Origin of the sequence: Gillisella terrae, assembly GCF_004801395.1 — a bacterium.
In the GTDB taxonomy this organism is placed as follows: Bacteria; Pseudomonadota; Alphaproteobacteria; order Rhizobiales; family Rhizobiaceae; genus Allorhizobium; species Allorhizobium terrae.
Genome location: NZ_SSOA01000011.1, coordinates 111,619 through 138,081, shown reverse-complemented (window position 1 = coordinate 138,081; position 26,463 = coordinate 111,619). Strand labels below are relative to the sequence as shown.

The window sequence follows — 26,463 nt, the reverse complement described above, 5'->3', positions numbered from 1 at the left end:
ATGCGAATAGACGCGCATCAGCATTTTTGGTTTTTGAAAGATCGTCAGGGTGAGTGGCCGCCTGCCGAGCTTGCAGCAATCTATCGTGATTTTACGCCCGATGATCTGCTGCCGCTGTTAAAGGATGCCAATATGGATGGCACCATTTTGGTGCAAACCATGGAGAGGGCAGAAGACACCGCATTTATGCTGGCTTTGGCGGCGGAAAACCCCTTTATCAAAGGTGTCATCGGCTGGGTTGATCTCAGCGCCGCCGACGCCAGTGAGCAGATCGCCCGGCTCTCAGCCAATCCAAGGCTCAAGGGCCTTCGGCCTATGCTCCAGAGCCTGCCTGACGATGACTGGATTGCCCGGCACGATCTTGATTCCGCCATCGCCACCATTGTTGCCCTTGATCTGGCCTTTGACGCGCTGGTTCTGCCAAGGCAGTTGAAGGGGTTATTGCAACGGGTTGAGCGTACACCCGATCTCCGGGTGGTGATTGATCACGGGGCGAAGCCCGAAATCGCGCACGGGCGGTTCATTGACTGGCAAAAGGATATGGCACGGCTTGCCGCCTGCCCAACGGTGCATTGCAAGCTATCTGGCCTTTTGACCGAAGCTGGCAGCCAAAAGCTGGAAAGCTTACGCCCCTATATTGAGACAATTCTCGATCTTTTTGGCCCCGACCGGGTGTTGTGGGGCAGCGACTGGCCGGTTTTGCGCCTGGCTGGCGATTACAAAAACTGGCTTTCCCAGTGTGAAGACATTGTTTTGAGAGAACACCATGCCAAGGTGTTTGGTGGCAACGCAGCTCGATTTTACAGGATATGATGATGCAACGCATGGGCATGGTTATTGGCGTCAAGCCGGATATGTTGGACACCTACAAGCGGCTGCATGCTGCTGTGTGGCCGGAAATTCTGGCGCTGCTCGCCGACTGCAATATTGCCAATTATACGATTTTTCTGCGTGAGCCGGAAAATCTGCTGTTTGGTTATTATGAATACCACGGCACTGATTATGAAGCCGACATGGCCAAAATGGCTGCCAACCCTAAAAATCAGGAATGGTGGTCTTTTTGCATTCCCTGCCAGGCCCCGCTTGCAACGCGAAAAGACGGCGAATGGTGGGCGATGATGGAGCCGGTTTTCCATATGGATTGAGGTGCTGTTGCTGATTATATCTGTTCGTTACGTGGAGAAACTTGTCCTTTGTAATGAAAGAAGACGCTATGCCGGTCTTTGCTGCCAATCTGACGATGATGTTCAATGAATGGTCGTTTCTGGATCGGTTTGATGCGGCGGCAGACGCGGGCTTTTCCGCCGTTGAATATTTATTTCCCTATGACGAAAAGCCGGAAGCCGTTGCCGATCGCCTGACGCGCAACGGCTTGACCCAAGCGATGTTCAATCTGCCGCCCGGCGATTGGCAGGCTGGCGAGCGCGGCCTGGCCGCCCTTGGCTCACGTTTCGATGATCTGACAGCCTCGATTGCCAAAGGGCTGGACTATGCGGAGGCGGTGGGTGCCAAGCGCTTGCATTTGATGGCCGGTCTGGCAGACCCTCGCGACCCCGCAGCAAAAGAGGCCTATCACCGCTCGGTGGTTTATGCCGCGGAAAAACTTTCCGAGCGGGGGATTTCGCTTTTGCTGGAGCCGATTAACCCGCGCAACATGCCGGGCTATTTCCTCAACAATGTCGATGGGGCGGCAGAATTTATTGCAAACCTCGGCTTGAGCAATGTGAAACTGCAATTTGACATCTACCACTGCCAGATCATCCACGGCGATGTGTCCTCACGGTTGCGCAAATTTATCCCCATGACCGGCCATGTGCAGATTGCCAGTGTTCCCTCGCGCCATGAACCAGATGATGAAGAGCTGAACTATCCCTATCTGTTCACCCTGCTGGATGAGCTCGATTATCAGGGTTTTGTCGGTTGCGAGTATATCCCGCGCGGCCATACGCTGGATGGTCTGGGCTGGTTCAGATCTTGATACGGTGAGGAGATCCTGTTCTTTCGATCAGCAAGAAGAGAGAGAGAACACGTCACATTTTAGACGGTGGCGCGGCGAAAAAGCGTGTAGACAATTGTGGGCAAAATGACGACCGCAGCGCATGGCAAGAGAGATGATGATCATGACAGATTTGGACACAATGCCTCAGAGTGAGCGCAAACGCGGCTCAGGCGTGAAAATGGTCTATGACATTTTGCGCGATGAGATTCTGGATCTGGTCCTGTCACCCGGCAGTTTTGTCGATGAAGTGCAGCTTGCCGACCGTTTCAAAATGTCGCGAACGCCGATCCGCGAGGCGCTGGTGCGATTGGCAGGCGAAGGGTTGATTGAGACATTGCCAAACCGCTCGACCATGGTGTCGAACATCGATTTTCTCAACATGCACACCTATTTCGATGCGCTCACATTGATGTATCGGGTCACCACCAAGCTTGCCGCGCAATATCACAATGCAGATGATCTGGTGCGCATTCGCAACGATCAGGCCGCCTTTACGGCTGCGGTGAACGCGCAAAATGCGCTGTCGATGATTGCCACCAACGCCGCCTTTCATCTCTCCATCGCAGAAGCGGGTCGCAATCCCTATTTTACCGCCCTGTTCAAACGGCTGCTTGATGAGGGGCGGCGTATTTTGCGGCTGTATTACCAGTCCTATGATGACCGCCTGCCCCAGCGTTTCGTGGTTGAACATGATGAGATGATTGCCGCCATTGCTGATCGCAATCTGGATCTCTCCGAGCGGCTGGCCCGCGAACACGCCGAACAAATTGTTGAGCAGGTAAAGAAAATGCTGGTTCGTGATGAAAGGCTCGACATTGCTCTTTGAGCGCACAAGATTTCTTGTCGACAAATAAAATACAAAAGAGTAATGCTGTCGTACAGAAGGGATCGGAACCGAAAAACCGCGCTCTCCGTCAAAGCCAATTCAGGAGATAGACATGGCCAGCAGTATTTTTTCAGGTGTCGTTCCGGCCCTGATGACCCCTTGCAAAGACGACAGAACCCCGGATTTCGATGCATTGGTGCGCAAAGGCAAAGAGCTTATCAATGCTGGCATGTCTGCCGTGGTCTATTGCGGTTCCATGGGGGATTGGCCGCTTCTGACCGATGCCGAGCGTATGGAAGGCGTCGAGCGCCTTGCAAAAGCGGGCGTGCCGGTGATTGTCGGCACAGGGGCCGTCAACACAAAAACAGCGGTTGCCCATGCAGCGCATGCGCAAAAAGTTGGTGCCAAGGGCTTGATGGTCATTCCGCGCGTTCTGTCACGCGGCACCGTAATTTCGGCGCAGAAGGCCCATTTCAAGGCGATCCTGTCGGCAGCCCCAGAGCTTCCTGCGGTGATTTACAACAGCCCCTATTATGGTTTTGCCACCCGCGCCGATTTGTTTTTCGCGCTGCGGGCCGAGCATTCCAACCTTGTTGGCTTCAAGGAATTTGGTGGCCCTGACGATATGCGCTATGCCGCCGAAAACATCACCAGCCGCGATGATGACGTGACCTTGATGATTGGCGTCGATACCGCCGTGTTCCACGGATATGTCAATTGCGGTGCCACAGGGGCCATCACCGGCATTGGCAATGTTCTGCCCAAGGAAGTGCTGCATCTGTGCAATCTCGCACAGGCCGCCGCCAAGGGCGATGCTGATGCACGCGTGCGCGCCCTTGAACTGGAACAGGCGCTTGCGGTTCTTTCATCCTTCGATGAAGGCCCGGATCTGGTGCTCTACTTCAAGCACATGATGGTTTTAAAGGGTGATGCGGAATACACCCTGCATTTCAATGAGTCTGATGCCTTGACCGATAGCCAGCGTGGCTATGTCGAAGCGCAATTCAAGCTGTTCAACACCTGGTATGCGCAATGGAGCCAATTGCCGGGGGCAGTAAAGACCTGTAAGGCATAAAATTCACGAAGAGCCGTTGCAAGGCGCTGCCTTGCAGCGGCTCTTCGGGATGGTTCACACGGCGAGAAAACCACCATCAACATTCAACACAGCACCCGTGACCATCGCTGTGTCGGGTGAGAGCAACATGGCAATGGCGTTAGCAACATCCTCCACCGTGGCAAAGCGGCCCAAGGGGTGACGCACCATCATGGGTTCGGCCTTGGCCGGATCGCTCCAGGCGGCCATTGCCAGTTCTGTCAGTGTTATTGTCGGTGCTACCGCATTGACGCGAATACCGTGTGGTCCAAATTCTTTGGCAAGAACCCGCGTCGCACCTTCCAGTCCTGCTTTGGAGGCGGCATAGCACAGGTGCTCAGTAAAGCCGCGATGCCCGGCAATGGAGGTGATGTTGACAATAGCGCCACCCCCGCCCGCTTGCACACGGGCGCGGCCAAATTCCTGACAGGTGATCAAAGCGGCGCGAAGGTTGATGCCCATCACGGCTTCATAGCCCGCATCCGTCATATCGAAACTGGATTCCAGCACATTGGTACCAGCGCTGTTGATCAGAAAATCGGCGGTGCCTGCCTCCTGCATCGCTTTGCGGGTGGCGGCAGGATCGACGAGGTCCACAACGATCGATCTTCCACCAATCTCCTCTCTCAAGCTGTCGAGGTCGGATTGTGTGCGGCTGAGCGCAATCACTTCAGCGCCACGCTCTGCCATGCGTTTTGCGCAAGCCCGGCCAATTCCCTTGCCAGCCCCTGTGATGATGATGGATTTTCCGGCAAACTGCATGTCTGCTTCCTCCTCGCGTCTTCAATGGCCTCAACGTCGTTCTGGCTTTGTCGCGCCATCCATGCGGATCGCACGAGCCACAGTTTGCAGCTGTAAAAAGGCGCGGTAGCGCCTGTCATGCAGGTCGCGCAAATCACCGCTTGCTGGTTGGCATTGCAGGGCAATGGCAGACATGGCGGGCATGGCGGTCTGTAAATCCGGATAGAGATTGGCCGCGACCGCCCCCAGCATGGCCGAGCCCAGCAGCACGGGCTCCGGGCAGGCGGTGATTTCGACCGGGATTCCGGTGGCGTCAGCCAGTATTTGTCGCACAAGCGGATGCAGACCGGCACCGCCCGAAACAGAGATTGTCTGGATATGCACGCCTTTTGCAGCTTGTGCTTCAATGATCTGGCGAAGGCCATAACCAAGGCCGCAAATGCCAGCGATGTAAAGCGCAACCAAGCTATCAGCGCTGGTGTCCATGCCCAACCCAACCACGACGGCCCGCGCATCGGGATCGGCAAAGGGGGCGCGATTGCCCAAAAATTCCGGCACCACATGCAACTGATCTGCAAGGTGAGCGGCGTTGGATGCGCCGCCTGCCAAGGTGAGCGCCCGATCCGCCAGCCACAAAGGCAGGCTTTTGTTGGCGCGCAAGGCCTCCTGTGTCACCTCGCCACTGGCAGGATGGTGTTTTACGAGGTGATCAATGGCAGCGCCTGCCGCCGATTGACCGCCTTCATTGAGCCACATGCCGGGCACCATGGCCGAATAATAAGGCCCCCACACCCCCGGCACAAATGTGGGCTCTAATGTGGTGGTCATGGTGCAAGATGATGTGCCAAACACATAGGCGAGGCAGGTGGTCGGGTCTTGCGCGCCGCCTTTTGCCGCAACGGTCGCCAGCCCACCGGCGTGGGCATCAATCAAGCCCGCCGCGACAGCAATGCCGGGGCGAAGCTTCATGTCCGTGGCGGCTTCTTCGCTCAGGCCGTTGCCAAGCGCTGTGCCGGGATGAACAACGCGGCGACCAATGCGGGCAAATCCGTCATCGGCCAGATCACCAAGGCCAATGGCGCGAAAATAGCTCTCATCCCAGCGATTTTCCTTTGCCAGATAGGTCCATTTGCAGGTGACGGTGCAGGAAGAGCGATCCAGCGCGCCGGTGGATTTCCATGTCAGAAAGTCGGTGAGATCAAAGAAGTTTTCGGCGGTTGCGTAAATGTCGGGCAAATGTTCGCGCAGCCACATAAGCTTGGGCGTTTCCATCTCCGGCGAGATCTTGCCGCCAACATAGTCCAAAACCGGATGGCCCATGCTGTTGATCCGCTTTGCCTGCTCAAGAGCGCGGTGATCCATCCACACAATGATGTCGCGCTCTGGATGATCGGGATCACCGACGCCGCCTTTTGCGCCCCCCTCGCCTCTGGCACCTTGCACAACCAAAGAACAGGTGGCATCAAAGCCAATCCCGACCACATCGGCCGGGGAAATTTTTGCAAGGTCAACAGCCTCAGCCACCGCCTTGCACACCGCCTGCCACACTTGCGCGCTAGACTGCTCTACATGGCCGTGTTCGCCTCGAAAAATCACAATATCCTGTTTGGCATGGGCTAAGAGCTGCCCATGCCGATCAAATAGGCCTGCCCGCGCCGAGCCGGTGCCAACATCAACGCCAATTAAAAATTCGGCCATTTCATTCCTCCTGCTGCAACGCGGGCATGCTGATGATTTAAACGCGGTCAAAATTGGTCGGTAAAACCAGCATATCGCGGATTGTCACCGACCGCTTGCGGGTCAGCATATATTCCACCGCATCGGCAACCTCGCTTGGCTCCATCAGGCTGCCCGACTCTTTAGCCTTGCGCAGGTTTTCCTCTGGCCAATCGTCCAAAAGGGCTGAGATAACCGGGCCGGGCGACACTTGCGCCACGCGCACCCCATGCGGGATCATCTGGCGACGCATGGTTTGCACGAAGCAATTGACCGCCCATTTTGATGCGGCATAGACCGGCTCCCAATGGGTTGGGTAATGACCGGCAATCGAGCATGTGACAATAATATCGCCGGTGCGGCGCGCGCTCATATGCGGCACCACGTCATAGACGTTTTTCATCACCGCATTGATGTTGAGGTTCAGCATCTTGTCGATGGCTTGCGGATTGGTTTCTGTGAGATCGCCACCAATATAGGTACCAGCGTTGCAATAGAGAATGTCGATGTGATCGACCTTTTTCAAAACCTCGGGCACCATGGCCGCGCAGCTTTCCGCATCAAGCAGATTGGTGACCTGCGGAATGGCCTTTTCGCCGAATTTGGCAGCCAATTCGGTCAGGCCAGCCTCATTCCAATCCACCATCACCACGGTTGCACCGTTTTTCAACAGCATTTCCGTGGTGGCCAGCCCGATGCCCGACGCCGCACCCGTGATGACGGCGATCTTGCCTTGCAGGGATTCACTCATATTTTCCTCCGTTTTGCTTGAATGATCGATCGTATCTCTTTTAAGCCGCTGCATAATTTTCGCCTTAAATCCACTCGGATTGAGGGAATTATGCAGTCGATAGCAACAGGCAGAGCCCGTCCTCCTTCGGACAGCGCAATGCCGTCCAAACCCAATGCCCTGATGTGTGGCCGTTTAATGTGTGGCTATTGCGCGGCTTCCAGCGCGCTGTTGGCGGCGAATGTTGAGCGAAATTGCGATGGTGACATTCCTTTGAGTTTCAGAAAATGCCGATTGAAATTCGACAGGTTTGCAAAGCCGATCTCGAAACATACCTCTGCCACTTTGGTCTCCGCTTGGGTCAGTAGCATAAGGCAGGCGAGATCGACGCGAAGCTGGTTTTTATAACGCACCAATGTCGTGCCGGTGTGGCGCTTGAACGCCCGCGAGAATGCACTGGGGCTCATGCCCACCAGATCGGCCAGTTCGCGCTCGTCAATGTCATCGGTCAGATGTTCGCGCAGGTGGGCAATGGCGCGGTTGATGCCGACCTCGTTGAAGTCGGACAAATCCAGCTCATAGCTGAGACTGGCCAACACTTCCGGCTCTGGTGCATTGGCAAGCACATCGAGGATTTCCCAGAAAATCGCCAGCCGCATTGGCCCTTGCGCATCAATTAGCCGCTCCATCAGCGGTCGAATTGTATCGCTGGTTGCTGCATCAAACAAAAGCCCGCGGCGACTGCGGTCCATGAGCGGGCTCAAGGCAACAAGCTCCGGCATGGTGGCGATGCAATCCTGGATAAATTTTTCCGGAAACTGAATAACCAGCGTTCGGGTTGGGACAATTTCGCCCGGTGCAATTTCGGAAATCCAGTTTTGCGGCAGGTTTGGCCCGGTCAGAATCAATTGTCCCGGCTCGAACCGGCCAATGTGATCACCGATGTAAAACTGGCCGGAGGTGGCAACCACCAGATGGAGCTCATATTCAGGGTGATAATGCCAACGAACCGTGCGGAAAGGATAGCCGTGCTTCCATGCGGCAAAAGACTCGCCTTTGCGGATATGAACCAGTTCCAGATCAGGTTGCGTCATCACTCCTCCCTTCCCCCGCCGGACTAGAGTCTGTCAGGTTCAAATTGAACCAGACAGACTCTAGATTTCCTTGTTTTCGTTTGCCTATTCGGGAAAACCGGATTCCACTTTTCCCTGACAAACTCTAAAAGCCATCTTGTTCTGCAAACCTCCAATTTTGCAAAACCGGCGTATGGTCAAAACCTATAGCTTATTTGCCGGGGCCTCTACCTCACCGCAGGACATTTCCCGATACTTTTTTGACATTTCGGTGCTGCAATGTGCACAGGTGTCATGCTGCAATCTTACTCGCCTCTTCACTCTGGCAAAATTGACAAAATGCGAAGCTGACGATGGGCAGGTCTCAGCGCCAAGGGGGCTGACGATCGATTGAAATATGAGTCATATAATCATATTTTAAATGTTGACATAAAAAATCATGTTAAATAAACCACTCGTGAACGGTGCACGTCATGTGCGCGCACTTTCTTCAATCGCGACTGATGCGTGAAATCTGCTGCTTTCAGCGGAGGTCTTTCTGCGTCCTTTTTCTGGGGTTTGATGAGATGGGTTTACGGGGTACACGAGTTTTACTTTTGGCATGTACAGCGATTGGCACGGTGGCAGTTGCGGCACCGCTATCGGCCCAGCAGGCATCGACAACGTTGGAGAGTGCTGCAAATGGGAAGGAGCAGACCCAGCTTTCAACCATTACCGTGAAGGGCAAGAAGGTTGAGAAAGGCTCCGTTGCCGATAGCCCGCTTGCCACACGCACCACGGCAGACGAGATTGCCAAAAAGGACATTGCCGATGTGAAGGATCTCGGCAACACGGTTGATCCCAGCGTCACCTATGTCAAAAGCTCAAAGTCGATCAATATTCGCGGTCTGGAAGCAGACCGTGTGCTGACCACGGTTGATGGCATTCCTGTTCCCTATTTCTTTGACAATATTTATGGTTTTGGCGGCGGTGCCGACACATTCGACTTTAATGCCCTCTCCAGCTTTGATGTTTTGCATGGTGCAGATTCCAGCCGCACCGGATCGGGCGCGCTTGGCGGCGCTCTGATGCTGCGCACTCTGGAACCTGAAGATCTACTTGGGGCTGGCAAGTCCTTTGGCGGCATGGCCAAGCTGGGCTATGACAGTTCCGAGCGCTCTTTCACCGGCTCCGCAGCCGTGGCCAAGAAGATCGAAAACACCTCGATCCTGTTCCAAAGCTCCTACAAGTATGGCCATGAAACCAAGACCAAGGGCAATGTTGACAGTTTTGGCGCGACCCGCACCAAAGCGGATCCACTGACCGAAATTCAGCGCAACATTCTGTTCAAGCTTCGCCAGCAGCTTGAGGGTGGTCACACGATTGGCATCACCGCCGAGCGTTATAGTGCTGATTCAACGAAAGATTATCGCTCCAATGCCTCCTATGGCACGACCTATAAAGCGGGCAATCTTGATGCCACACAAGACAAGTCGAGAGATCGGCTCTCCCTCGATTACAAGTATGAATCGACCGACAAAGACAGCCTGATCGATAGCGGCATGGCCACGCTCTATTGGCAGCGCAGCAAGCGGATTGAAGGCACATCCGCCATTCGCACAACGGCACCTGTCGGCTTTTATCAACGCCTTATGCAAAGCGATGAGAAGGCCGTGGGCTTTACGGGCTATCTCAATTCCGATTTCAACACCGGTGCATTGAGCCATCGTGTCACCCTTGGCGGCGATTTCCGCTTTTCACAGACGAGCTATTATCTTGCCGGTCAAGACAGTTGCAATATCGTCTTTGCCCGGGCCTGCGCCAGCTATCACACCAATCAGGCCTATGCGCCCGACGTCAACGGTTACAAGCTGGGCGTTTATATAGAAGACAAGATCTCGCTCGGAAATAGTCCCGTTTCGCTTACGCCCGGCGTGCGGTTTGACTGGTACAAGTATGATCCGCAAAACAGCGCGGCCTGGATGGCCAACAGCGGTTACAGCGGTGTTCCAACCGCATCGAGCGATTCCCGCCTCTCCCCAAAGCTGCGGGCGGCATGGGAGGTGACGCCCGATGTTGAGTTGTTTGCGCAATTTTCGACCGCCTTCAAGGCCCCGAACGAATATCAAATGTATGTCAATTATGCCAACCCGGTCTTCAGCTATCGCACCATCGGCAATCCAAACCTGAAGCCGGAAAGCAGCTATGGTTTTGATGTCGGAGCCAACCTCGGCGATGATGAATTTGGCGGCCGGGTGACAGGCTTTAGCAATCGATACAAGAACTTCATCGATAGCGATGTGGTGTTTAACACCGGCTACTCGAATGGTGAGACCTCTTACTTCAACCGCGACAATGTGCGCATCTCCGGTGTGGAGGCGTCCATTCACAAAACCTTCTCAATGGGCGTGACCTTGCATGGCTCCATTGCCTATGCGCGCGGAACGGATCTCGATACGGATCAGATTCTTGCAACCGTTGCGCCCGTGAAGGCCATTGTCGGTGCCGCCTATAATGCCGAAAATTGGGGTACGGATGTGACCCTCGTGGCAGCGGGTGGGGTGGATAAAAATTCCACCGCCAAGAGCAAGCCCGGTGGCTATGGCGTTGTAAACCTGACCGGCTGGTTTGAGCCGGAAATGGCAAAAGGCATGCGGATCCAAGGCGGTATCTACAATCTGTTCGACCGCCAATACTATGATGCGCTGGAGGTGAAGGACGTCAACAATGCCAACGCGCTTTATTCCGAAGCCGGACGCTATTTCAAGATTTCCGTGACCCAGCGGTTCTAAAGGCGCGCTGATGCTGAAGGCAGCGAGGCGGGTATCGCACCGCCTCGCTCCCAGCGCAATAAATATGAGCAACGCAATAAATATGAGTATATAAGTCATATATTTATTGACGGCGATAATATGACTGTAATACTCATATAAAAAGTCATTGAACCGGTGCTCCCACCCAGCTTCAGGTGAGCACGGTTCTCTTCCAAAAAGAGATGTTAAAATGCAGCGTGTAACATTGACCAACGCCAATATCCGGCAGATCAAGATCGACAATCCAAACATGCGAGAGCGCGATATTGCGGCGCAATGTGGCATTAGCGAAGCCGAGTATGTCGCAGCCTGGCTTGGCCATTCGGCCACACGGATCACCACGGATTTTGATCGGATTTTTCCAAAGCTTGAGGCGCTTGGCACGGTGATGGCCCTGACGCGCAACGACCATGCGGTGCATGAAAAAATTGGCTGCTATGATCGCTATATAGCAGGCAAGAAGGCCGCCATGATGCTGGGTGAGCAAATTGATACCCGCATGTTCCCCAGCCATTGGGTCTACGGATTTGCCGTTGAGACTTCGGTGGGGGATAGCATCAAGCGTAGCTTCCAATTCTTTGATGCTCAAGGGGAGGCTGTGCACAAAATCCACCTGCGGCCTGAAAGCGATGTTGCAGCGTGGAAAGCCCTTGCCCTTGAGTTGGCGCTGGATGATCAATCGGCTGATCTCGATATCAAGCCTTCTGTTGAAGACGTGTTTGCCAATGATGACAATGTGCCTGTGGATGCTTTGCGTCAGCGCTGGAGCAGCATGACAGACACCCACCAGTTTGTCGGTTTGCTCAATGCGCTTGAGCTGTCGCGCCTGAAAGCAGTGTCCAGCGTTGGCGATGATTTCGCGTGGAAAGTATCTCGGCAGGCCGTATCGGTGATGTTTGAAGGGGCTGTGCGTACCCAGGTTCCCCTGATGTGCTTTGTCGGCAATCAGGGTTGCGTCCAGATCCACTCGGGGCCAGTCGTCAATATCAAATCGGTTGGGCCTTGGCTGAATGTGATGGACGAAACCTTCCATCTGCATCTGCGCGAAGACCACATTGCCGAAGCCTGGGTTGTGCGAAAGCCAACCGATAAAGGCCACGTGACCTCGCTGGAAGCCTATGATGCAAGCGGCAATTTGATCATTCAGTTTTTTGGCAAGCGCATTGAAGGTCAGGACGAGCGGTCTGAGTGGCGCGCCATCGTTGAAGCCCTGCCAACATCAGATGCATCGAGGGCGGCATGAAACGGATGGGAATTTCGGGTCTGAAAGCCTTGATGCTTGCGGGTATGTTCGCCAGCTTTTCGCTCACCGCAGGGGTCGCGCAGGACAAACATCCTGAAAAAATAGTCGCTATTGGCGGCTCCGTGACGGAAATCGTCTACGCATTGGGCGAAGAGGCACGGTTGATTGGTCGGGATTCCACCAGTGTTTACCCGCCGCAAGCGCTGAAGTTGCCCGATGCTGGCTATATTCGTGCCTTGTCGCCGGAGGGCGTTTTGTCGCTCAACCCGGATCTGATTTTGATGCTGGATGGCGCTGGACCACCGGAAGCGCTGGAAACGATCAAAGCCGCAGGCATACCCATTGCAACCATTCCGGATGGCTATGATGCCGCAGCGATTTCCAAAAAGGTCGAGGCTGTTGGTGTCGCCTTGGGCGTCGAGCCAAAAGCCCATGCGCTGGCAAACCGTCTGGATGATGCCCTTAAAACGGCGATCGCCAAAAGTGCCGATCAAAAGCGAAAGACCCGCGCGCTCTTTATCCTGTCATTGCAAAATGGCCGGGTCATGGCGGCAGGTAATCACAATCACGCCGATGGCATCTTGAAACTCGCAGGGGCAGAGAATGTCATGGCCGATATCAATGGCTACAAGCAGGTGAGCGATGAAGCCATCATCAAAGCAGCACCGGATGTGATTGTGATGATGACCGGCGTGGGTGGCCACGCAACCGACGATCAGACCGTTCTCAGCAATCCTGCCATCGCTGCGACGCCAGCGGGCAAAGCCAAACGGCTGGTGCGTATGGATGGCATGTATCTGTTGGGTTTCGGGCCGAGAACGGCGGATGCGGTGAGCGCACTCAACGCCGCTCTCTATCCCCAATCCGGCAAAACGGAGTGATGGCGGATGGCAATGGCATGGCCACGAACGTCAGCGTTCACAGAGCCGCGTTTGGCCCTTTCATCGCGTGCGCTCAGGGCTAAAATCTGCCTTGTGTTTCTGACGCTGTTTTTGGTGCTATCCGCTTTGATCTCGCTGACTGCGGGTGCGTCTGACGCCTCCGTGTCCGCTGTGTTCGGCCATTACCTGGGGTTTAACAATGCCATTGCCGGGCGGGATTTGTTGATTATCGAGCAAATTCGCATGCCGCGTGTCTTTCTGGGCATGTTGGTGGGTGCCGCCCTTGCGGTGTCCGGTGCTATCATGCAGGGCGTGTTTCGCAATCCGCTGGCTGATCCCGGTCTTGCGGGCGTCTCGGCGGGTGCGGGTCTTGGTGCCGCCTTCATTATTGTGCTGGGCGGTACATTCGCCCTGCCCTTTGTGGCTTATGCCGGATTTTTGGCTTTGCCCTTGCTTGCCTTTTTCGGCTCGCTGGCCACCACCGCAGCGCTCTATGCTGTATCCACCCGCCATGGCCGCACGTCGGTTCCGACCATGTTGCTGGCGGGTATAGCCTTTGGTGCCCTGGCCATGGCGGCCACCGGCTGCCTTGTTTATATCGCGGACGATCACCAAATTCGTGACCTCAGTTTTTGGCAGCTTGGCTCTTTGGCCGGGGCCACATGGCTCAAGGTTGCAACCCTTGGTGCCATCATTGCTCTGGCATCGACAGCACTACCGTTTATGGCGCGTGGGTTGAACGGTCTTTCCATGGGTGAGGCCGTTGCTGGGCATATGGGTATCCCGGTCGAAACATTGAAGCGAAGCAGCATTGTGGTTGTCTCGGCCATGACCGGGGGCGCCGTGGCGGTCGGCGGTGGCATCGGCTTTGTCGGCATTGTCGTGCCGCATGTGCTGCGGCTGGCGATTGGGCCAGACCATCGTTATCTTTTGCCAGCAGCCGCGCTGCTGGGTGCCGCCCTTCTGGTGTTGGCCGATGCCGTGGCACGCATCATTGTGGCACCGGCCGAGCTGCCCATTGGCATCATCACCGCCTTGTTTGGTGCCCCCTTTTTTCTCTGGCTGCTTTTAAAACGGCGCAATCTTCTGGATATGTGAATGGCAGACCTTACAGCTCACAATCTTCATGTGCGATATGGTGGTCGCCGCGTGCTGCATGGCGTCAATGTTTGCGCCAAGGCAGGCCAGGTGACGGTGATCGCCGGGCCGAATGGTTCGGGAAAATCGACGCTGATCAAATCAATCAGCGGCGAAATTTCCTATAGCGGCCAAGTCTGCATCAATGGCACTGATCTTGTGGCGTTGAAAGCGTGGCAAATGGCGGCTTTGCGCGCCGTGCTGCCGCAGGAAACATCGGTTGCCTTTCCTTACTCCGTTGCGGAAGTGGTGCGTTTTGGCCTGGAGGCCGGAGCAATGGGCCGCTCAAAACGCACGAGTGCTTTGATTGATGCTGCCTTGAACAGGGTTGGTCTTACGGGCTTTGCTAACCGCCTGGTGTCTGCCCTGTCTGGCGGCGAGCGCCAGCGGGTGCAGCTTGCTCGCGTGCTGTGCCAGATCTGGGAGCCCATCGGCGATGATGGTCCGCGCTGGCTGGTGATGGATGAGCCGGTGGCCAATCTCGATATCAAACACCAGATTGCCTTGATGGATATTGCGCGCAATTACGCCAGCCAAGGCGGCGGCGTAATCGCCGTCATGCATGATCTCAATTTGTCGGCGATGTATGCGGATCATCTGGTGCTGATGAAGGAGGGAGCTGTTGCCATCGAAGGCCCGCCATCTGCGGTGCTGACGCGCCAGTCCCTCAGCCATGTGTTTGACTGCCCGATTGAGCCGAACGTGATTGCGCCCAACATGCCTTTTATCTTGCCGCAATCAATGTTTGCGTCCTCAAGCTGCGGTTTGCAGTGAGGCAAGCAATGTGGCGCGGGCCGTGCGCAAATGCATGTGGCATGCGGCCTTTGCCTCGCTCATCTCGCCGCTGCGCAAGCCTTTAATATAGGCGAGATGTTCGGTCACGGCCACATGGTTGCGCTCTTTCTCGTCTTTCTTGTTCCATTGGTAGTGATAGTGGAAAATCATCGACATGACGCCTTGGATGTTGCTGAAAAAGCGGTTCGGGGCAACGCCGTTGATCAGGCGGTGAAAACGGTCATCTAACGCCTGAAAATCGCGATATCGGCTCTCTATGTCTGCCAACAAAGCTTCATGCTGCTTTTCTATGGCGTCCAAGGCCTTCCAGGCGTCGTGGCTGGCTGGCAAGGCGACAAAATGCTCAACGGCCCGCAGTTCCATCACCTCACGCATGTCAAACAACTCAGCAACAAACTCCACAGTCAGTCCAGATGCGGTCCAGCGTCCGCTGCTTTGGCGCTGCAAAAGTCCAAAATGACTGAAGGTGTTGAGGCAATCGCGTATGGCCGATGTGGACACCCCAAATTGGCGCGCCAGATCCAGACCGTTGATGGCTTGGCCGCGGTGAAACTCTGGACCGCTCATCCATTCCATAAATTTGCGCTCAACCATATCCGACAATGGCTCAAGATCGCTGCCGTCGAGATAATCATCGGCTAAGGGCTCGCGGAGCACCTGTTTGGTGCGTCCGTCAATCGCGATCAGACCGCGGGTTTGCATCTGGGCAAGAACGGCGCGCAGCGTGGTACGGCTGACCCCCAATGTGGCAGAGAGCTTTGGCTCAGATGCGAGCAGATCCCCCACCGATGCATTGGAAAGCAGCCGAAGACATTGATTGTAGGTTCGCTTGTAGAGAGCGTTGGTTTTCATGGCGTCTCATGGAGGGATTGTGATCGGTCTTGTCGTAAAATATGGTTTTTTTCGATAAAAGACAATTGATTGCGGATCAGATTGTTGCAAACGCACCGCGCGCCAGTACCCTTTAAACATGCTTCAGACCAGCCGGTCCAAAACCTCAACCGGATGCGGCAGGCTGCCATGATCCATGGTTTTGACCTGCGAGCGACAAGAATAGCCGCTGGCCATCAGAATATCGTCGGGCTTTTGTCGCTTGATAGTCTCGGCCCAGCTCATGGCATAAAGGGTTTCGGACATGGGACGGTTGCGGGCTTCATGGCCGAAGGTTCCCGCCATACCGCAACAGCCGGTATCGACAATCTCAAGGGACAGCCCAAGCGCCTTGAAGACGGTCTTCCAATGACCGATGGACGCTGCGGCATTGGTTCGTTCCGTGCAGTGGACCATGAGCGACACCTTGCCCTCCAGGGGCATGGTGTTCATTTCTGTCAGCCTGACGCTTGCCAGCCACTCCTGCGGCAAGGCGATTGTTGCCTTCAGCGGGTTGTTGGCAAGCGCTTTATATTCGCTGCGAAAGGCAAGCGTCATTGACGGATCAAGCCCGACCAGCGGGATGTTGAGATCGGCGAGGCTTTGCAGATAGGCCCCTGTCTGACGCGCCGCCTTCTCGAAGCGGGCGAGATAGCCATGCACATGCAAGGCTTTGCCATTGATGTGACCGCGTGCCAGCATGGGATTGAAACCCAGCTTTCGTGCGAGGCTTATAGCCGCAAGCGCCACGGCCGGATCGAAATGGGCGGTGAATGCATCAACAACAAAGACCACGATCGCCTTGCGCTCTTCAGGAGCAAGCCGGACCAAAGCCTCGGGATCTGCAATCGGCACATTTAAACGACGCGCCTGTTTTTCCAGTGATTGATCCGGCAGGGCGGGCAAGGCCGTCAAACCCATCAGGCGCATCAATGCTCTTCCCGCTTTCGTCTGCGCCACCGCGTTATAGATGGGATGAAACCGTGCCATCCACGGCAGGAGGGTCTCAATCGACGCGACCAGCGGATCCTTCAGCGGACGCAAATATCGATCGTGATAGATCGCCAGAAATTTGGAGCGGAAGGCCGGAACGCTGACCTTCACAGGACATTGCCCCGCGCAAGCCTTACAGGACAGGCAGCTATCCATGGCCGACTTGACCTCGTGGGAAAAATCGTCCCGATTGACCGGATTGAGGCTGTTCAAGGCGCGCGTCAGCACAGTGGAATGGCTTGGCGTCATCAATTTACTGCGCGGATCAATGCCTCTTTCAGCCAAAAGCCGCAGCCATTCGCGCATCAGCGAGGCGCGGCCCTTGGGCGAGAGGCGGCGGTCGCGGCTGGCCTTAAAGGAGGGGCACATCGGGCTTGTCTCGTCAAAGTCGAAGCAGGCCCCGTTGCCGTTGCAATAGGCTGCATTGTCGAAGGCGGCGCGGATGTCGTTGCCGATGACGCGGTCCAGCGTTCCGCGCAGGGGCACTTCATCGATCTTTAACAAGGGAGTCGCATCCGCGCTGGCAATCTTGCCGGGGTTCAGGCGGTTTTCCGGATCAAAAGCGCGCTTGATCTCCTGAAGGCAAGGGTAAAGGTCGCCGAAAAACTCCGGCACATATTCCGAACGCACGCCCTTGCCATGCTCGCCCCATAAGACACCACCATATTTTCGCGTGAGTGCCACCACGGCATCGCTGATGTCGCGCACCAATGGCACATGATCAGGCCGTGCAAGATCAAGCGCCGGACGCACATGCAAAACGCCCGCATCAACATGGCCGAACATGCCATAGGCTACGCCCGCCCCATCAAGAAGGGCGCGAAACTCGCGAATATAGGCCGCCAGATGCTCCGGCGGCACCGCGGTGTCTTCAACAAAGGCAACCGGCCGCACTGGGCCTTCAACATTGCCCAGAAGTCCAACGGCCCGTTTGCGCATGGTCCAGATGGCGTCAGCATCCTTATGGCCGCGCGCGACCGTGTGTCCCAGACGGTTGGGGTTGGCGGCACTGTCGAGGGCATCGATCACGCCTGCCAGTTTTTGCTCCAGCTCCAACGGGTTATCGGCCAGCACCTCAACGATATTGATGCCATTGGCTGGGCGGCCTGCATCATCGGGGAAAAAGCGGCTGATGGCCGTCCAGACGATATCGCCCTTGGCAAGGCCTAAAACCTTCTCGTCAACCGTCTCGACGGAGGCAACCTTGAGTGCTGTGAGATTGCGGGCATCCTCAAGGGCGGCGTTGAAATCATTGTAGCGGATATTGATCAGCGCGACCTCTGCGGGCAGCGGCAGCAGGTTCAACTCTGCCTCCGCAATCATCGCCAGCGTGCCTTCCGATCCACACAGAATGGCGTTGAGGTCGAAGCCGCCATCATCGCGGCGCACATGAGCGAGATCGTAACCCGTCATATACCGGTTGAGATTGGGGAAAACCTCTTTGATGCGCTGCTGTTTTTCGCGCGTGATGCGCTCCACCACACGGTGGATGTCACCGATCCGGTCCTGGCGCTGAAACACGGCGTCAAGGTCGGCACCCTCCAGCGATCGCGACCAGAAATCCGTGCCATCCATCAGCACGACGCGCAGGCCCAGCACGTGGTTCGAGGTCTTGCCATAGAGGCATGACCCCTGCCCGCAGGCATCGGTGGAGATCATACCGCCAATTGTGGCGCGGTTGGAGGTGGAAAGCTCCGGGGCGAAAAACAGCCCAAACGGCTTCAGCGCACGGTTCAATGCGTCTTTCACCACGCCAGCCTGAACGCGGGCAACCCTTCGCACCGGATCGATGTGCAGGATGCGGTTCATGTGCCGAGAGCAGTCGATCACGATGCCGTGGGTGAGTGATTGGCCGTTGGTGCCCGTGCCGCCGCCCCTTGGGGCAATGGTGATGGTGCGAAACGCAGGTTCGGAAAGCGTGCGGGCGATGATTTGAAGGTCTTCGGCTCCGCTTGGAAATAACACACCTTGCGGCTCCATCTGATAGATCGAGTTGTCTGTGGCATGGACAATGCGGGAGCCTGAGCGCGTTTCAATATCGCCGAGAAATCCCGCCTCGATCAGGCGCTCAAAAAAGCTTGGCGGTGCATCGGCAATCGATGCGGGGCGATCGAGGCGTGGAATCATGGCGGATGCGTTTTAGTCCTTTAGCGCCGCACAGGCGCGCTCTTAATTTTTGAGCGCCGCACAAGCGCGCTCGATGCGATTCAGCGCTTCTATCAGTTCTGCTTCCGATGTTGCATAGGAAATTCGAAAGAAGGGTGAAAGACCGAAGGCCGAGCCCGGCACAACGGCCACATGGGCCTCTTCTAGCAGGTAATCGGTAAAATCGGCATCGCTCAACAGGGTTTTGCCCTTGGGTGTCACCTTGTCTAGCACGCCCGCACATCCCGAAAACGTGTAGAAAGCGCCTTCCGGCACCCGGCATTCGAGACCGGGTATGGCATTCAGGCGGCTGACCACCAGATCGCGGCGGCGCTTGAAGCTCTCCTGCCGCTCTTTCAGGAAATCCTGAGGTCCGTTCAGCGCGACAATCGCTGCGGCCTGACTGACCGAGCATGGGCAGGACGTTGCCTGACTCTGGATCACGGCCATGGCCTTGATCAGCGGTTTGGGGCCACCGGCATAGCCAATCCGCCAGCCTGTCATGGCATAGGCCTTGGAGACGCCATTTATGGTGAGGCTCCGTTCTTTCAGGCGCGGTTCCAGCGCAACCGGGGTGACGAAATCAAAGCCGTCGTAGACGATGTGCTCATACATATCATCCACCATCAGCCACACGTGCGGATGGCGCAGCAAAACCTCGATTAACGGACGATAGTCGGCTGCACTATAGGCAGCCCCCGAGGGGTTGGACGGAGAATTCAGCAAGACCCACCGGGTGTTCGGCGTGATCGCCTTTTCCAGTTGCTCCGCCTGAAGACGGAATCCGGCGTCAGCATTGCAGGGCACCAGAACAGAGCGACCGCCGCAAATCTCGACAATATCGGAATAGGAGGTCCAGTAAGGCGTGGGGATGATCACCTCGTCGCCCGCACCGATGGTGGCCATGAAAGCGTTGAACAGGATCTGCTTTGCACCCGTGCCAACAGTGATCTCATCCATGGCATAATCTATGCCGTTTTCGCGCTTGAACTTCGCAGCAATTGCCTGTTTCAAGGCGGGCGAACCATCGAGCGCGGTGTATTTGGTTTCGCCCGCATCAATAGCGGCCTTGGCGCCTTCCTTGATGTGGTCGGGCGTGTCGAAATCCGGCTCACCAGCGCCCAGAATGATGACCGGAAGACCTTCACGCTTCATGGCTGCTGCTTTTGCGCCAATTTGCAGGATCTTGGAAACGCCGACAGAGGCGATCCGCGAGGCGGGCCGAAAGGCCGCCTCATCCACTTTCACATCAATTGTCATGACAGTCGCGCCTTATTCGATGTCGAAGGAAACGCCCTGCGCCAACGGCAGAGATTTCGAATAGTTGATCGTGTTGGTGGCGCGGCGCATATAGGCTCTCCATGCATCAGAGCCGCTTTCGCGCCCGCCGCCGGTTTCCTTCTCTCCGCCAAAGGCACCGCCGATTTCAGCGCCTGAGGTGCCAATATTGACATTGGCAATGCCGCAATCCGAGCCATCTGCGGCCAGAAACCGCTCGGCTTCCTGCATGTTGAGCGTGAAGATCGATGAGGAAAGACCCGCGCCCACCGCGTTGTGATCCGACAGAACGGCGTCGAAATCGCTGTATTTCAGGACGTAAAGAATCGGCGCGAAGGTTTCTTCCAGCACGGGGCCGGTGTGCGTTGGCATTTCCACCAGCGCGGGCTTGACGTAATAGGCATCGGCGCTGCCAGTGTCCACGCGCTCGCCGCCATGCACCGCACCGCCATGCGCCTTGGCCTCGGTGAGCGCCTTTTGCATGGTGTCAAAGGCCAGTTTGTCGATCAACGGGCCAACAAGTGCCTTGCCATCCAGCGGGTTTCCAACAGAAACGCTGGCATAAGCCTTCTTCAGGCGTGGCACGAATGTGTCGTAAACGCTGTCATGAACGAAAAGGCGACGCAGCGTCGTGCAGCGCTGACCGGCTGTGCCCATGGCACCGAAGGCAACAGCGCGCAGCGCCATGTCGAGATCGGCGGAGGGGCAAACGATCCCGCCATTGTTGCCGCCAAGTTCAAGGATGGCGCGGGCAAAGCGCTTGGCCAGACGTGGACCAACATCGCGGCCCATGCGGGTGGAGCCGGTGGCCGAAACAAGCGGCACTTTCGGATGATCCACCAGAACCTCACCAATGGCACGATCGCCGATCAAAAGCTGCGACAGACCGTCCGGTGCATCACCAAAGCGTTTCAGGGCGCGATCCAGAACAGCGTGAGCGGCAAGCGCCGTCAGCGGGGTCTTTTCCGAAGGTTTCCATACAACGCTGTTGCCACACACAAGCGCAAGCGCCGCATTCCATGCCCAGACGGCAACGGGGAAATTGAAGGCCGAAATGATGCCGATGACGCCCAGCGGATGCCAGGTTTCCATCATGCGATGGCCGGGCCGCTCGGTGGCGATGGTGAGGCCATAGAGCTGGCGCGACAGACCAACCGCAAAATCGCAGATGTCGATCATTTCCTGCACTTCGCCAAGCCCCTCGGATGGGATCTTTCCGGCTTCGATCGAGACGAGACGGCCAAGATCAGCCTTGGCGGCGCGCAGTTCTTCGCCGAAAAGGCGCACCAGCTCGCCACGCTTCGGAGCTGGTACAAGGCGCCATACGCGAAACGCTGCATCGGCGTGATCAATGACAGCCGGGGCGTGCGAAAGTGAAACGGTCTTCACGCTGGCGGTCTGCTCGCCGGTGATCGGTGAAAAGGCCTTCATTTCTCCGCCGGTGTAAGCGTCCTTGCTGACGCCAAGACGGTCGAGAATGGCGGCGGCTTCTGCGGCAATCGAGGCGGGTTTTGCGGTGATGCTCATGGTTTTATCTCCAGGACAGAGGATTATTCGGCGGCGGGGCGCGATGCCAGGGCTGCAAGGCAGCTCTCCAGCGAGGCTTTTTCGATGCCAGCATAATGATCGAATTCGTTGAGAACAGAAGCACCGAGATCGGTCTCAAAACGCTTCTGGTTCGGAGAGGCGGTAAAATCTTGCTGTGCGCCATCTCCGAGGTTGGACTGGAAGATACCGGCGGCGCTCACGGGGAGGAAATCCTCGTAAACAATCGGATCAAAACAGATATAGCCTTCCTTGATCAGGTGTTCAGGATCTGTCAGGTCGATCATGCCATTCTCGCCCTTTTTGGTCAACGAATAGCTGAAATAGCCGAGCCCTTCTGCGCGGATATCCGCCCACGTGTCCGGAAACGCCTTGAACACCTCGACGAGTGCGGCCTCATACGCATCGGCATTGGAGCCGTCGGCAGCGGGGCGGACGATCTTGCGAGTATCATCCAGAAGCTTGTCGTAAAGGGCACGGCCCTTTGGTGTCAGCGCCACGCCGCGCTGCTCGATTTCGCCGAAACGTGCTGTATGTGTTCCGGCCTGCCAGCCGCCGTTGCCATCGCGGAATGAAACCGTTTCTTCCAGCGCCTTGAACGAGGTCTGACGCAGCAGGATCGGACATTTACGGGTCGGTGGACCTTCCACAACGGCCTTGGGCGCAATGCCGAAATCGGGCATACGCGCCTGCACCTTGTCAATGTCCAGCGTGCGCGGCGTCAGGTGATTGATGTGAGGGCCCTTGAAGGAGACAACATCGGCAATCAGCCGGTGCGCGTCGTGCAGACGGTGATACATGGAAAGCTCGACATTGGCCTTGTCATGCCAACGGAAGGTTTCCAGCACCTCAGTTACAAAGCGGTCGGCATCATCCTTGTCCAGCCCACCGTTCTTTTCCGCCTTTTCGGTCAGCTCAATGGCCTTGGGCGTGAAAATCTGGCGCTGCGCAAGAATGGCGGCGGCCTCCGTGCGCAAGGCTTCATCGGCAATGAGATCAAGCCGCAGCAGCGAGGTGAAGATGCGGAAGGGATTGCGCTTCAGCGCCTCTTCGCCAACAGGGCGAAAGGCGGTGGAGTGTACGGGCACGCCCGCGGTCGAGAGATCGTAATAGCCAACTGGCCACATGCCCATCACGGCAAAGATGCGGCGCATCGTTGCGAGTTCCTGCGCTGTGCCGAGACGAATCGCGCCATGGCGCTCTTCGGAAATGCGCTCCAATGTATCGGTGGCATCGAGCCTTGCCTTGAGGTCGGGCTCATCGGCCAGCGTTTCGTCGTTGACGCGGGCAACCAGCTCCATCAGCGTCCCGTAAGCGGGTACCTCGTCGCGGTACATCGCCGACATGGCGCTCGAAAAGCGAGCACGAATATCATCTGGAGAAACCTTCGCGGTCATGATGGCCATTTCCTCTGAAATATGCGAGTTTATTCTGAGTGCGCACGATATACCCATATGGCGGGGTCATGTTGTGATGATTTCAGTTTAATTAATGCGAAAATGGAATGACCATACGTCGAAGCCTGACCCCTGATTTCATCAACCTGCAAGCGTTTGAATGTGCTGCGCGCCATCAAAATTTCTCGCGGGCGGCGCAGGAGCTGCATCTGACGCAGAGCGCCATCAGCCGCCAGATCGCCGATCTGGAGCAGCAAACGGGCGTGAAGCTGTTTGAGCGGATCCGTCAGCGCGTTATTCTCTCTGAAGCGGGCGAAAGGCTGCTTCCCGAGGTCAAGCAATTGCTGGCCCAAGCCGAACGGCTGATGATTGGCGCGGTGGCAACAGGGCAGATGGCCACATCCCTGCGGATTGCCACCCTGCCCACATTTGGCGGAAAGTGGCTGGTGCCGCGCCTCGGCCGCTTCCTGAATCATCATCCCACCGTGGCAATCTCGATTGAATCCCGCTCGACGCAGTTCAGTTTTCAGGAGGAGAATTTCGATCTCGCCATTCATTTCGGATTACCCACCTGGGCCAATGCATCGTGCACCTTTCTTTGCCATGAAACAGTGTTGCCTGTCGCAAGTCCGGCTCTTTCAAGCAGCATCGCGCCGGGCTCGGAGACTTCGCTCAGCAGGATCCCGCTTCTGCATCTTACCACCCGGCCCAAGCTGTGGTCGGATTGGTCGCAGAACCACGGCATCAATCTGCCGCAGGCCTATCAAGGGCTGCGCTTCGACCAGTTCTCCATGCTGATTTCAGCGGCTGCCGCAGGATTGGGTTTTGCCCTTTTGCCAACCTATCTGATTGAGAGTGAATTGCAGTCGGGCGCGCTCATGCCATTGGCCGACCTGCCAATGCAGACCGAAAACGCCTATTTCATTGTGCGGCCGGAGAACAAAAAAGCCCAACTGGCCGCCCGGAATTTCGAGGCCTGGCTTCTGGAAGAGGTCCGTACGCCCTGACGGCGCGACATGCTTTTACTGTCACCGGCAGTATCAGACCCTCTTCTGCTCAAATATCCTTCATCAGCCGCAAGGCGTCAAAAATGGCGGCATGGGTGTTGCGCGCCGCCACTGCATCGCCGATGCGATAAAGGTGGTATCGACCGGCATCGTTGCGTTTCACCGCCTGGGGGCGTCCATCAATCAGATCCTCATAATTGACCTCGCCCAGATTGATGGAATGCGGCTTCAGTTCAAAATAAAGATCGTCCAGCGGCAGCGTGCCATTGTTAACGACGATCTGGTCTACCAGACGTTCCTGCTGCACGCCGCCGTAATCACTGCCCACCTTGGCGATCAATTGGTTGCCTTTTTTCTCGGCGGCTTCAAGGCGATAGGTGACGGTGAAGGTGGCGTTTTGCCTTTGCAGTGATCGCATGTAAGGCACGAGGTTCATGGCCATGACTTCCGGCGAGAAGGAGCGGTCGGGGGTCATGATTTCGACCTTGCCACCCGCATTGGCGATGACTTCCGCAGCCTGAAGGGCGGCGTGATCCCCCGCCTCATCATAAATGAGCACGTTACTGCCCGGTTTGACGTCGCCGGAGATGATGTCCCATGCGGACAGGACCAGATCGTTGCCTGATTTGAGCACGTCCGTGTCCGGCAGGCCGCCCGTTGCGATGATCACCACGTCCGGGTTTTCCGCCTCGATCACATCGGCTTCCGCCCAGGTGTTGAACTGGAATCGCACGCCAAGCTTTTCGCACTGGCCCATGCGCCAGTCGATGATGCTCATCATTTCTTTTCGCCGCGTGCTTTGGGCGGTAAGCCGGATCTGTCCGCCGGCATGGGCGGCCGCCTCAAACACGACAACCTCATGGCCGCGCGTGCCTGCAACGCGGGCCGCTTCCAGACCGGCGGGGCCTGCGCCGACAATGACGACCTTCTTGACGGTCTCGGCTTTCGGGATCGTGTGCGGCATTGTCTCCTCGCGCCCCGTCGCGGCATTGTGGATGCAGAAGGCGAGCCCGCCCTGATAGATCCGGTCGAGGCAGTAATTGGCACCAACACAGGGGCGAATGTCATCCTCGCGCTTTTCCATGATCTTGCGCACAATATGCGGGTCGGTCATGTGCGCCCGTGTCATGCCGATCATGTCCACCTTTCCCGCCGCAATGGCGTGGCGGGCGGTGGCAACATCGGGAACACGGGCTGCATGGAAGGTGGGGAAATTGGTAGCAGCGCGAATTTCACCGGCGAAATCGAGATGGGCTGCACTGGGCATGCCCTGAATGGGAATTACGTCGGTCAGGCCAGGGTCCGTGTCGATATGGCCACGAATGACGTTCAGGTAGTCGATCAGGCCGCTGTCTTTGAGCCGTTTTGAAATTTCCATGCCGATGGCTTTGTCGGTCCCACCTGGCAGGTTCTCGTCTGCGGTATAGCGCACGCCGAGAATGAAGTTGTCGCCGACCCGTTTTCGCATGGCGGCAAAGACCTCAAGACAGAAGCGCAGGCGATTATCGAGCGAGCCGCCATAAGGACCATCAAGCTCGTTGGTCAGTGGTGAGGTGAACTGGTCGATGAGGTGGCCATAGGCTTCAAGCTCGATACCATCCATGCCACCTGCCTTCATGCGTTCGGCTGCATCGGCGAAATCCTTGATGATCCGCTCAATATCCCAGTCCTCGATTTTTTTGGCAGAAGCGCGATGGGCTGGCTCTCTCCGATGAGAGGGGGCCACGACTGGCAGCCAGTCGCCCTTGTCCCATCGCGTGCGGCGGCCAAGATGGGTCAGCTGGATCATGATCGCCGCGCCCTGCTCATGCACCGCATCGGTCATCTCACGAAGCCAGGGAACGATCTCATCCTTATAGGCAAGCAGATTGTTGAAGACAGGCGGGCTGTCCTTGGAGACCGCTGCCGAACCCGCGGTCATTGTCAAAGCAACTCCACCCTTGGCACGCTCCACTGTGTAGGCGCGATATCGGCCTTTCGGCATGCCGTCTTCCGGGTAAGCGGGCTCGTGCGAGGTGACGATGATGCGATTGCGCAAGGTGAGATGCTTGAGCTTGAAGGGCTGGAGAAGGGGATCGTGTGACATCATCGGCTCCACGGGTTGGCAATGAACACGAGGCTATTTTAAAATGTACACAACCGTCAATTAAAAAAACATTAGTGTAAATTTAGCTGACGATGTCGGACATTTTCTGTTGTGAG

21 protein-coding genes are annotated in these 26,463 nt (G+C 56.5%); 11 read left to right on the top strand and 10 right to left on the bottom strand.

Features of this window, described 5'->3' with window-relative positions; all coding sequences use genetic code 11:
* The 5 genes from E6C51_RS17260 (at window position 1) to E6C51_RS17240 (ending at window position 3,900) form a co-directional block, all read left to right on the top strand.
* On the top strand, window positions 1-813 hold the full coding sequence (locus tag E6C51_RS17260; protein ID WP_190236899.1) for an amidohydrolase family protein: 813 nt from the start codon (window positions 1-3) through the stop codon (window positions 811-813).
* A gap of 2 nt (window positions 814-815) precedes the next feature.
* Complete coding sequence (locus E6C51_RS17255; protein WP_190236898.1) at window positions 816-1,145, top strand: L-rhamnose mutarotase; 330 nt, start codon at window positions 816-818, stop codon at window positions 1,143-1,145.
* Between the two features lie 68 nt (window positions 1,146-1,213).
* The gene (otnI, locus tag E6C51_RS17250) at window positions 1,214-1,978 is read left to right on the top strand and encodes a 2-oxo-tetronate isomerase (RefSeq protein ID WP_190236897.1); all 765 of its coding nucleotides are present in this window, start codon (window positions 1,214-1,216) and stop codon (window positions 1,976-1,978) included.
* A 142-nt stretch (window positions 1,979-2,120) separates the two neighbouring features.
* The gene (locus E6C51_RS17245; RefSeq protein ID WP_146937560.1) at window positions 2,121-2,825 is read left to right on the top strand and encodes a GntR family transcriptional regulator; all 705 of its coding nucleotides are present in this window, start codon (window positions 2,121-2,123) and stop codon (window positions 2,823-2,825) included.
* Window positions 2,826-2,937: 112 nt separating this feature from the next.
* Window positions 2,938-3,900 (top strand): dihydrodipicolinate synthase family protein, encoded by a 963-nt coding sequence (locus E6C51_RS17240; protein WP_190236896.1) that lies wholly within the window; start codon window positions 2,938-2,940, stop codon window positions 3,898-3,900.
* Between the two features lie 54 nt (window positions 3,901-3,954).
* On the opposite strand, the gene E6C51_RS17235 is transcribed toward E6C51_RS17240, so the two are convergent.
* The 4 genes from E6C51_RS17235 to E6C51_RS17220 all read right to left on the bottom strand — a co-directional run bounded on the left by E6C51_RS17235 (window position 3,955) and on the right by E6C51_RS17220 (window position 8,199).
* On the bottom strand, window positions 3,955-4,680 hold the full coding sequence (locus E6C51_RS17235) for an SDR family oxidoreductase (protein ID WP_190236895.1): 726 nt from the start codon (window positions 4,678-4,680) through the stop codon (window positions 3,955-3,957).
* 30 nt (window positions 4,681-4,710) lie between these two features.
* Entirely contained in the window at window positions 4,711-6,357 is a 1,647-nt protein-coding gene (locus E6C51_RS17230; protein ID WP_190236894.1) for an FGGY-family carbohydrate kinase, read from the bottom strand.
* Between the two features lie 37 nt (window positions 6,358-6,394).
* Entirely contained in the window at window positions 6,395-7,126 is a 732-nt protein-coding gene (locus E6C51_RS17225; RefSeq protein ID WP_146937568.1) for an SDR family oxidoreductase, read from the bottom strand.
* A gap of 185 nt (window positions 7,127-7,311) precedes the next feature.
* Entirely contained in the window at window positions 7,312-8,199 is an 888-nt protein-coding gene (locus E6C51_RS17220) for a helix-turn-helix domain-containing protein (RefSeq protein ID WP_190236893.1), read from the bottom strand.
* A gap of 575 nt (window positions 8,200-8,774) precedes the next feature.
* Between E6C51_RS17220 and E6C51_RS17215 the strand changes: the two genes are divergently transcribed.
* The 5 genes from E6C51_RS17215 to E6C51_RS17195 all read left to right on the top strand — a co-directional run bounded on the left by E6C51_RS17215 (window position 8,775) and on the right by E6C51_RS17195 (window position 15,005).
* On the top strand, window positions 8,775-10,949 hold the full coding sequence (locus tag E6C51_RS17215; protein WP_230987399.1) for a TonB-dependent hemoglobin/transferrin/lactoferrin family receptor: 2,175 nt from the start codon (window positions 8,775-8,777) through the stop codon (window positions 10,947-10,949).
* 211 nt (window positions 10,950-11,160) lie between these two features.
* Complete coding sequence (locus E6C51_RS17210; RefSeq protein WP_190236891.1) at window positions 11,161-12,213, top strand: hemin-degrading factor; 1,053 nt, start codon at window positions 11,161-11,163, stop codon at window positions 12,211-12,213.
* A complete protein-coding gene (locus tag E6C51_RS17205; RefSeq protein ID WP_190236890.1) occupies window positions 12,210-13,094 on the top strand; it encodes a heme/hemin ABC transporter substrate-binding protein in 885 nt (294 codons plus the stop codon). Before E6C51_RS17210 ends, E6C51_RS17205 begins: the two co-directional genes overlap by 4 nt.
* Before the next feature lie 6 nt (window positions 13,095-13,100).
* Entirely contained in the window at window positions 13,101-14,192 is a 1,092-nt protein-coding gene (locus E6C51_RS17200) for a FecCD family ABC transporter permease (protein WP_230987397.1), read from the top strand.
* Complete coding sequence (locus E6C51_RS17195; RefSeq protein ID WP_190236889.1) at window positions 14,193-15,005, top strand: heme ABC transporter ATP-binding protein; 813 nt, start codon at window positions 14,193-14,195, stop codon at window positions 15,003-15,005.
* Here the strand turns inward: E6C51_RS17195 and E6C51_RS17190 are convergent.
* The 5 genes from E6C51_RS17190 to hglS form a co-directional block, all read right to left on the bottom strand.
* Window positions 14,985-15,878: a GntR family transcriptional regulator gene (locus E6C51_RS17190; protein ID WP_190236888.1), complete on the bottom strand. Its 894-nt coding sequence runs from the start codon at window positions 15,876-15,878 to the stop codon at window positions 14,985-14,987. The genes E6C51_RS17195 and E6C51_RS17190 overlap by 21 nt on opposite strands.
* 123 nt (window positions 15,879-16,001) lie before the next feature.
* A complete protein-coding gene (gene ydiJ / locus E6C51_RS17185) occupies window positions 16,002-19,016 on the bottom strand; it encodes a D-2-hydroxyglutarate dehydrogenase YdiJ (protein WP_190236887.1) in 3,015 nt (1,004 codons plus the stop codon).
* Window positions 19,017-19,058: 42 nt separating this feature from the next.
* On the bottom strand, window positions 19,059-20,294 hold the full coding sequence (locus E6C51_RS17180; protein ID WP_190236886.1) for a pyridoxal phosphate-dependent aminotransferase: 1,236 nt from the start codon (window positions 20,292-20,294) through the stop codon (window positions 19,059-19,061).
* Window positions 20,295-20,306: 12 nt separating this feature from the next.
* Window positions 20,307-21,839: an L-piperidine-6-carboxylate dehydrogenase gene (gene amaB, locus E6C51_RS17175; RefSeq protein ID WP_190236885.1), complete on the bottom strand. Its 1,533-nt coding sequence runs from the start codon at window positions 21,837-21,839 to the stop codon at window positions 20,307-20,309.
* A 23-nt stretch (window positions 21,840-21,862) separates the two neighbouring features.
* Complete coding sequence (hglS, locus tag E6C51_RS17170; RefSeq protein ID WP_407920827.1) at window positions 21,863-23,263, bottom strand: 2-oxoadipate dioxygenase/decarboxylase HglS; 1,401 nt, start codon at window positions 23,261-23,263, stop codon at window positions 21,863-21,865.
* A 98-nt stretch (window positions 23,264-23,361) separates the two neighbouring features.
* Between hglS and E6C51_RS17165 the strand changes: the two genes are divergently transcribed.
* Window positions 23,362-24,261: a LysR family transcriptional regulator gene (locus E6C51_RS17165; RefSeq protein ID WP_146937588.1), complete on the top strand. Its 900-nt coding sequence runs from the start codon at window positions 23,362-23,364 to the stop codon at window positions 24,259-24,261.
* A gap of 49 nt (window positions 24,262-24,310) precedes the next feature.
* Here the strand turns inward: E6C51_RS17165 and E6C51_RS17160 are convergent, their stop codons facing one another.
* Window positions 24,311-26,347: an NADH:flavin oxidoreductase gene (locus tag E6C51_RS17160; RefSeq protein WP_190236884.1), complete on the bottom strand. Its 2,037-nt coding sequence runs from the start codon at window positions 26,345-26,347 to the stop codon at window positions 24,311-24,313.
* Between the last annotated feature and the right edge of the window lie 116 nt (window positions 26,348-26,463).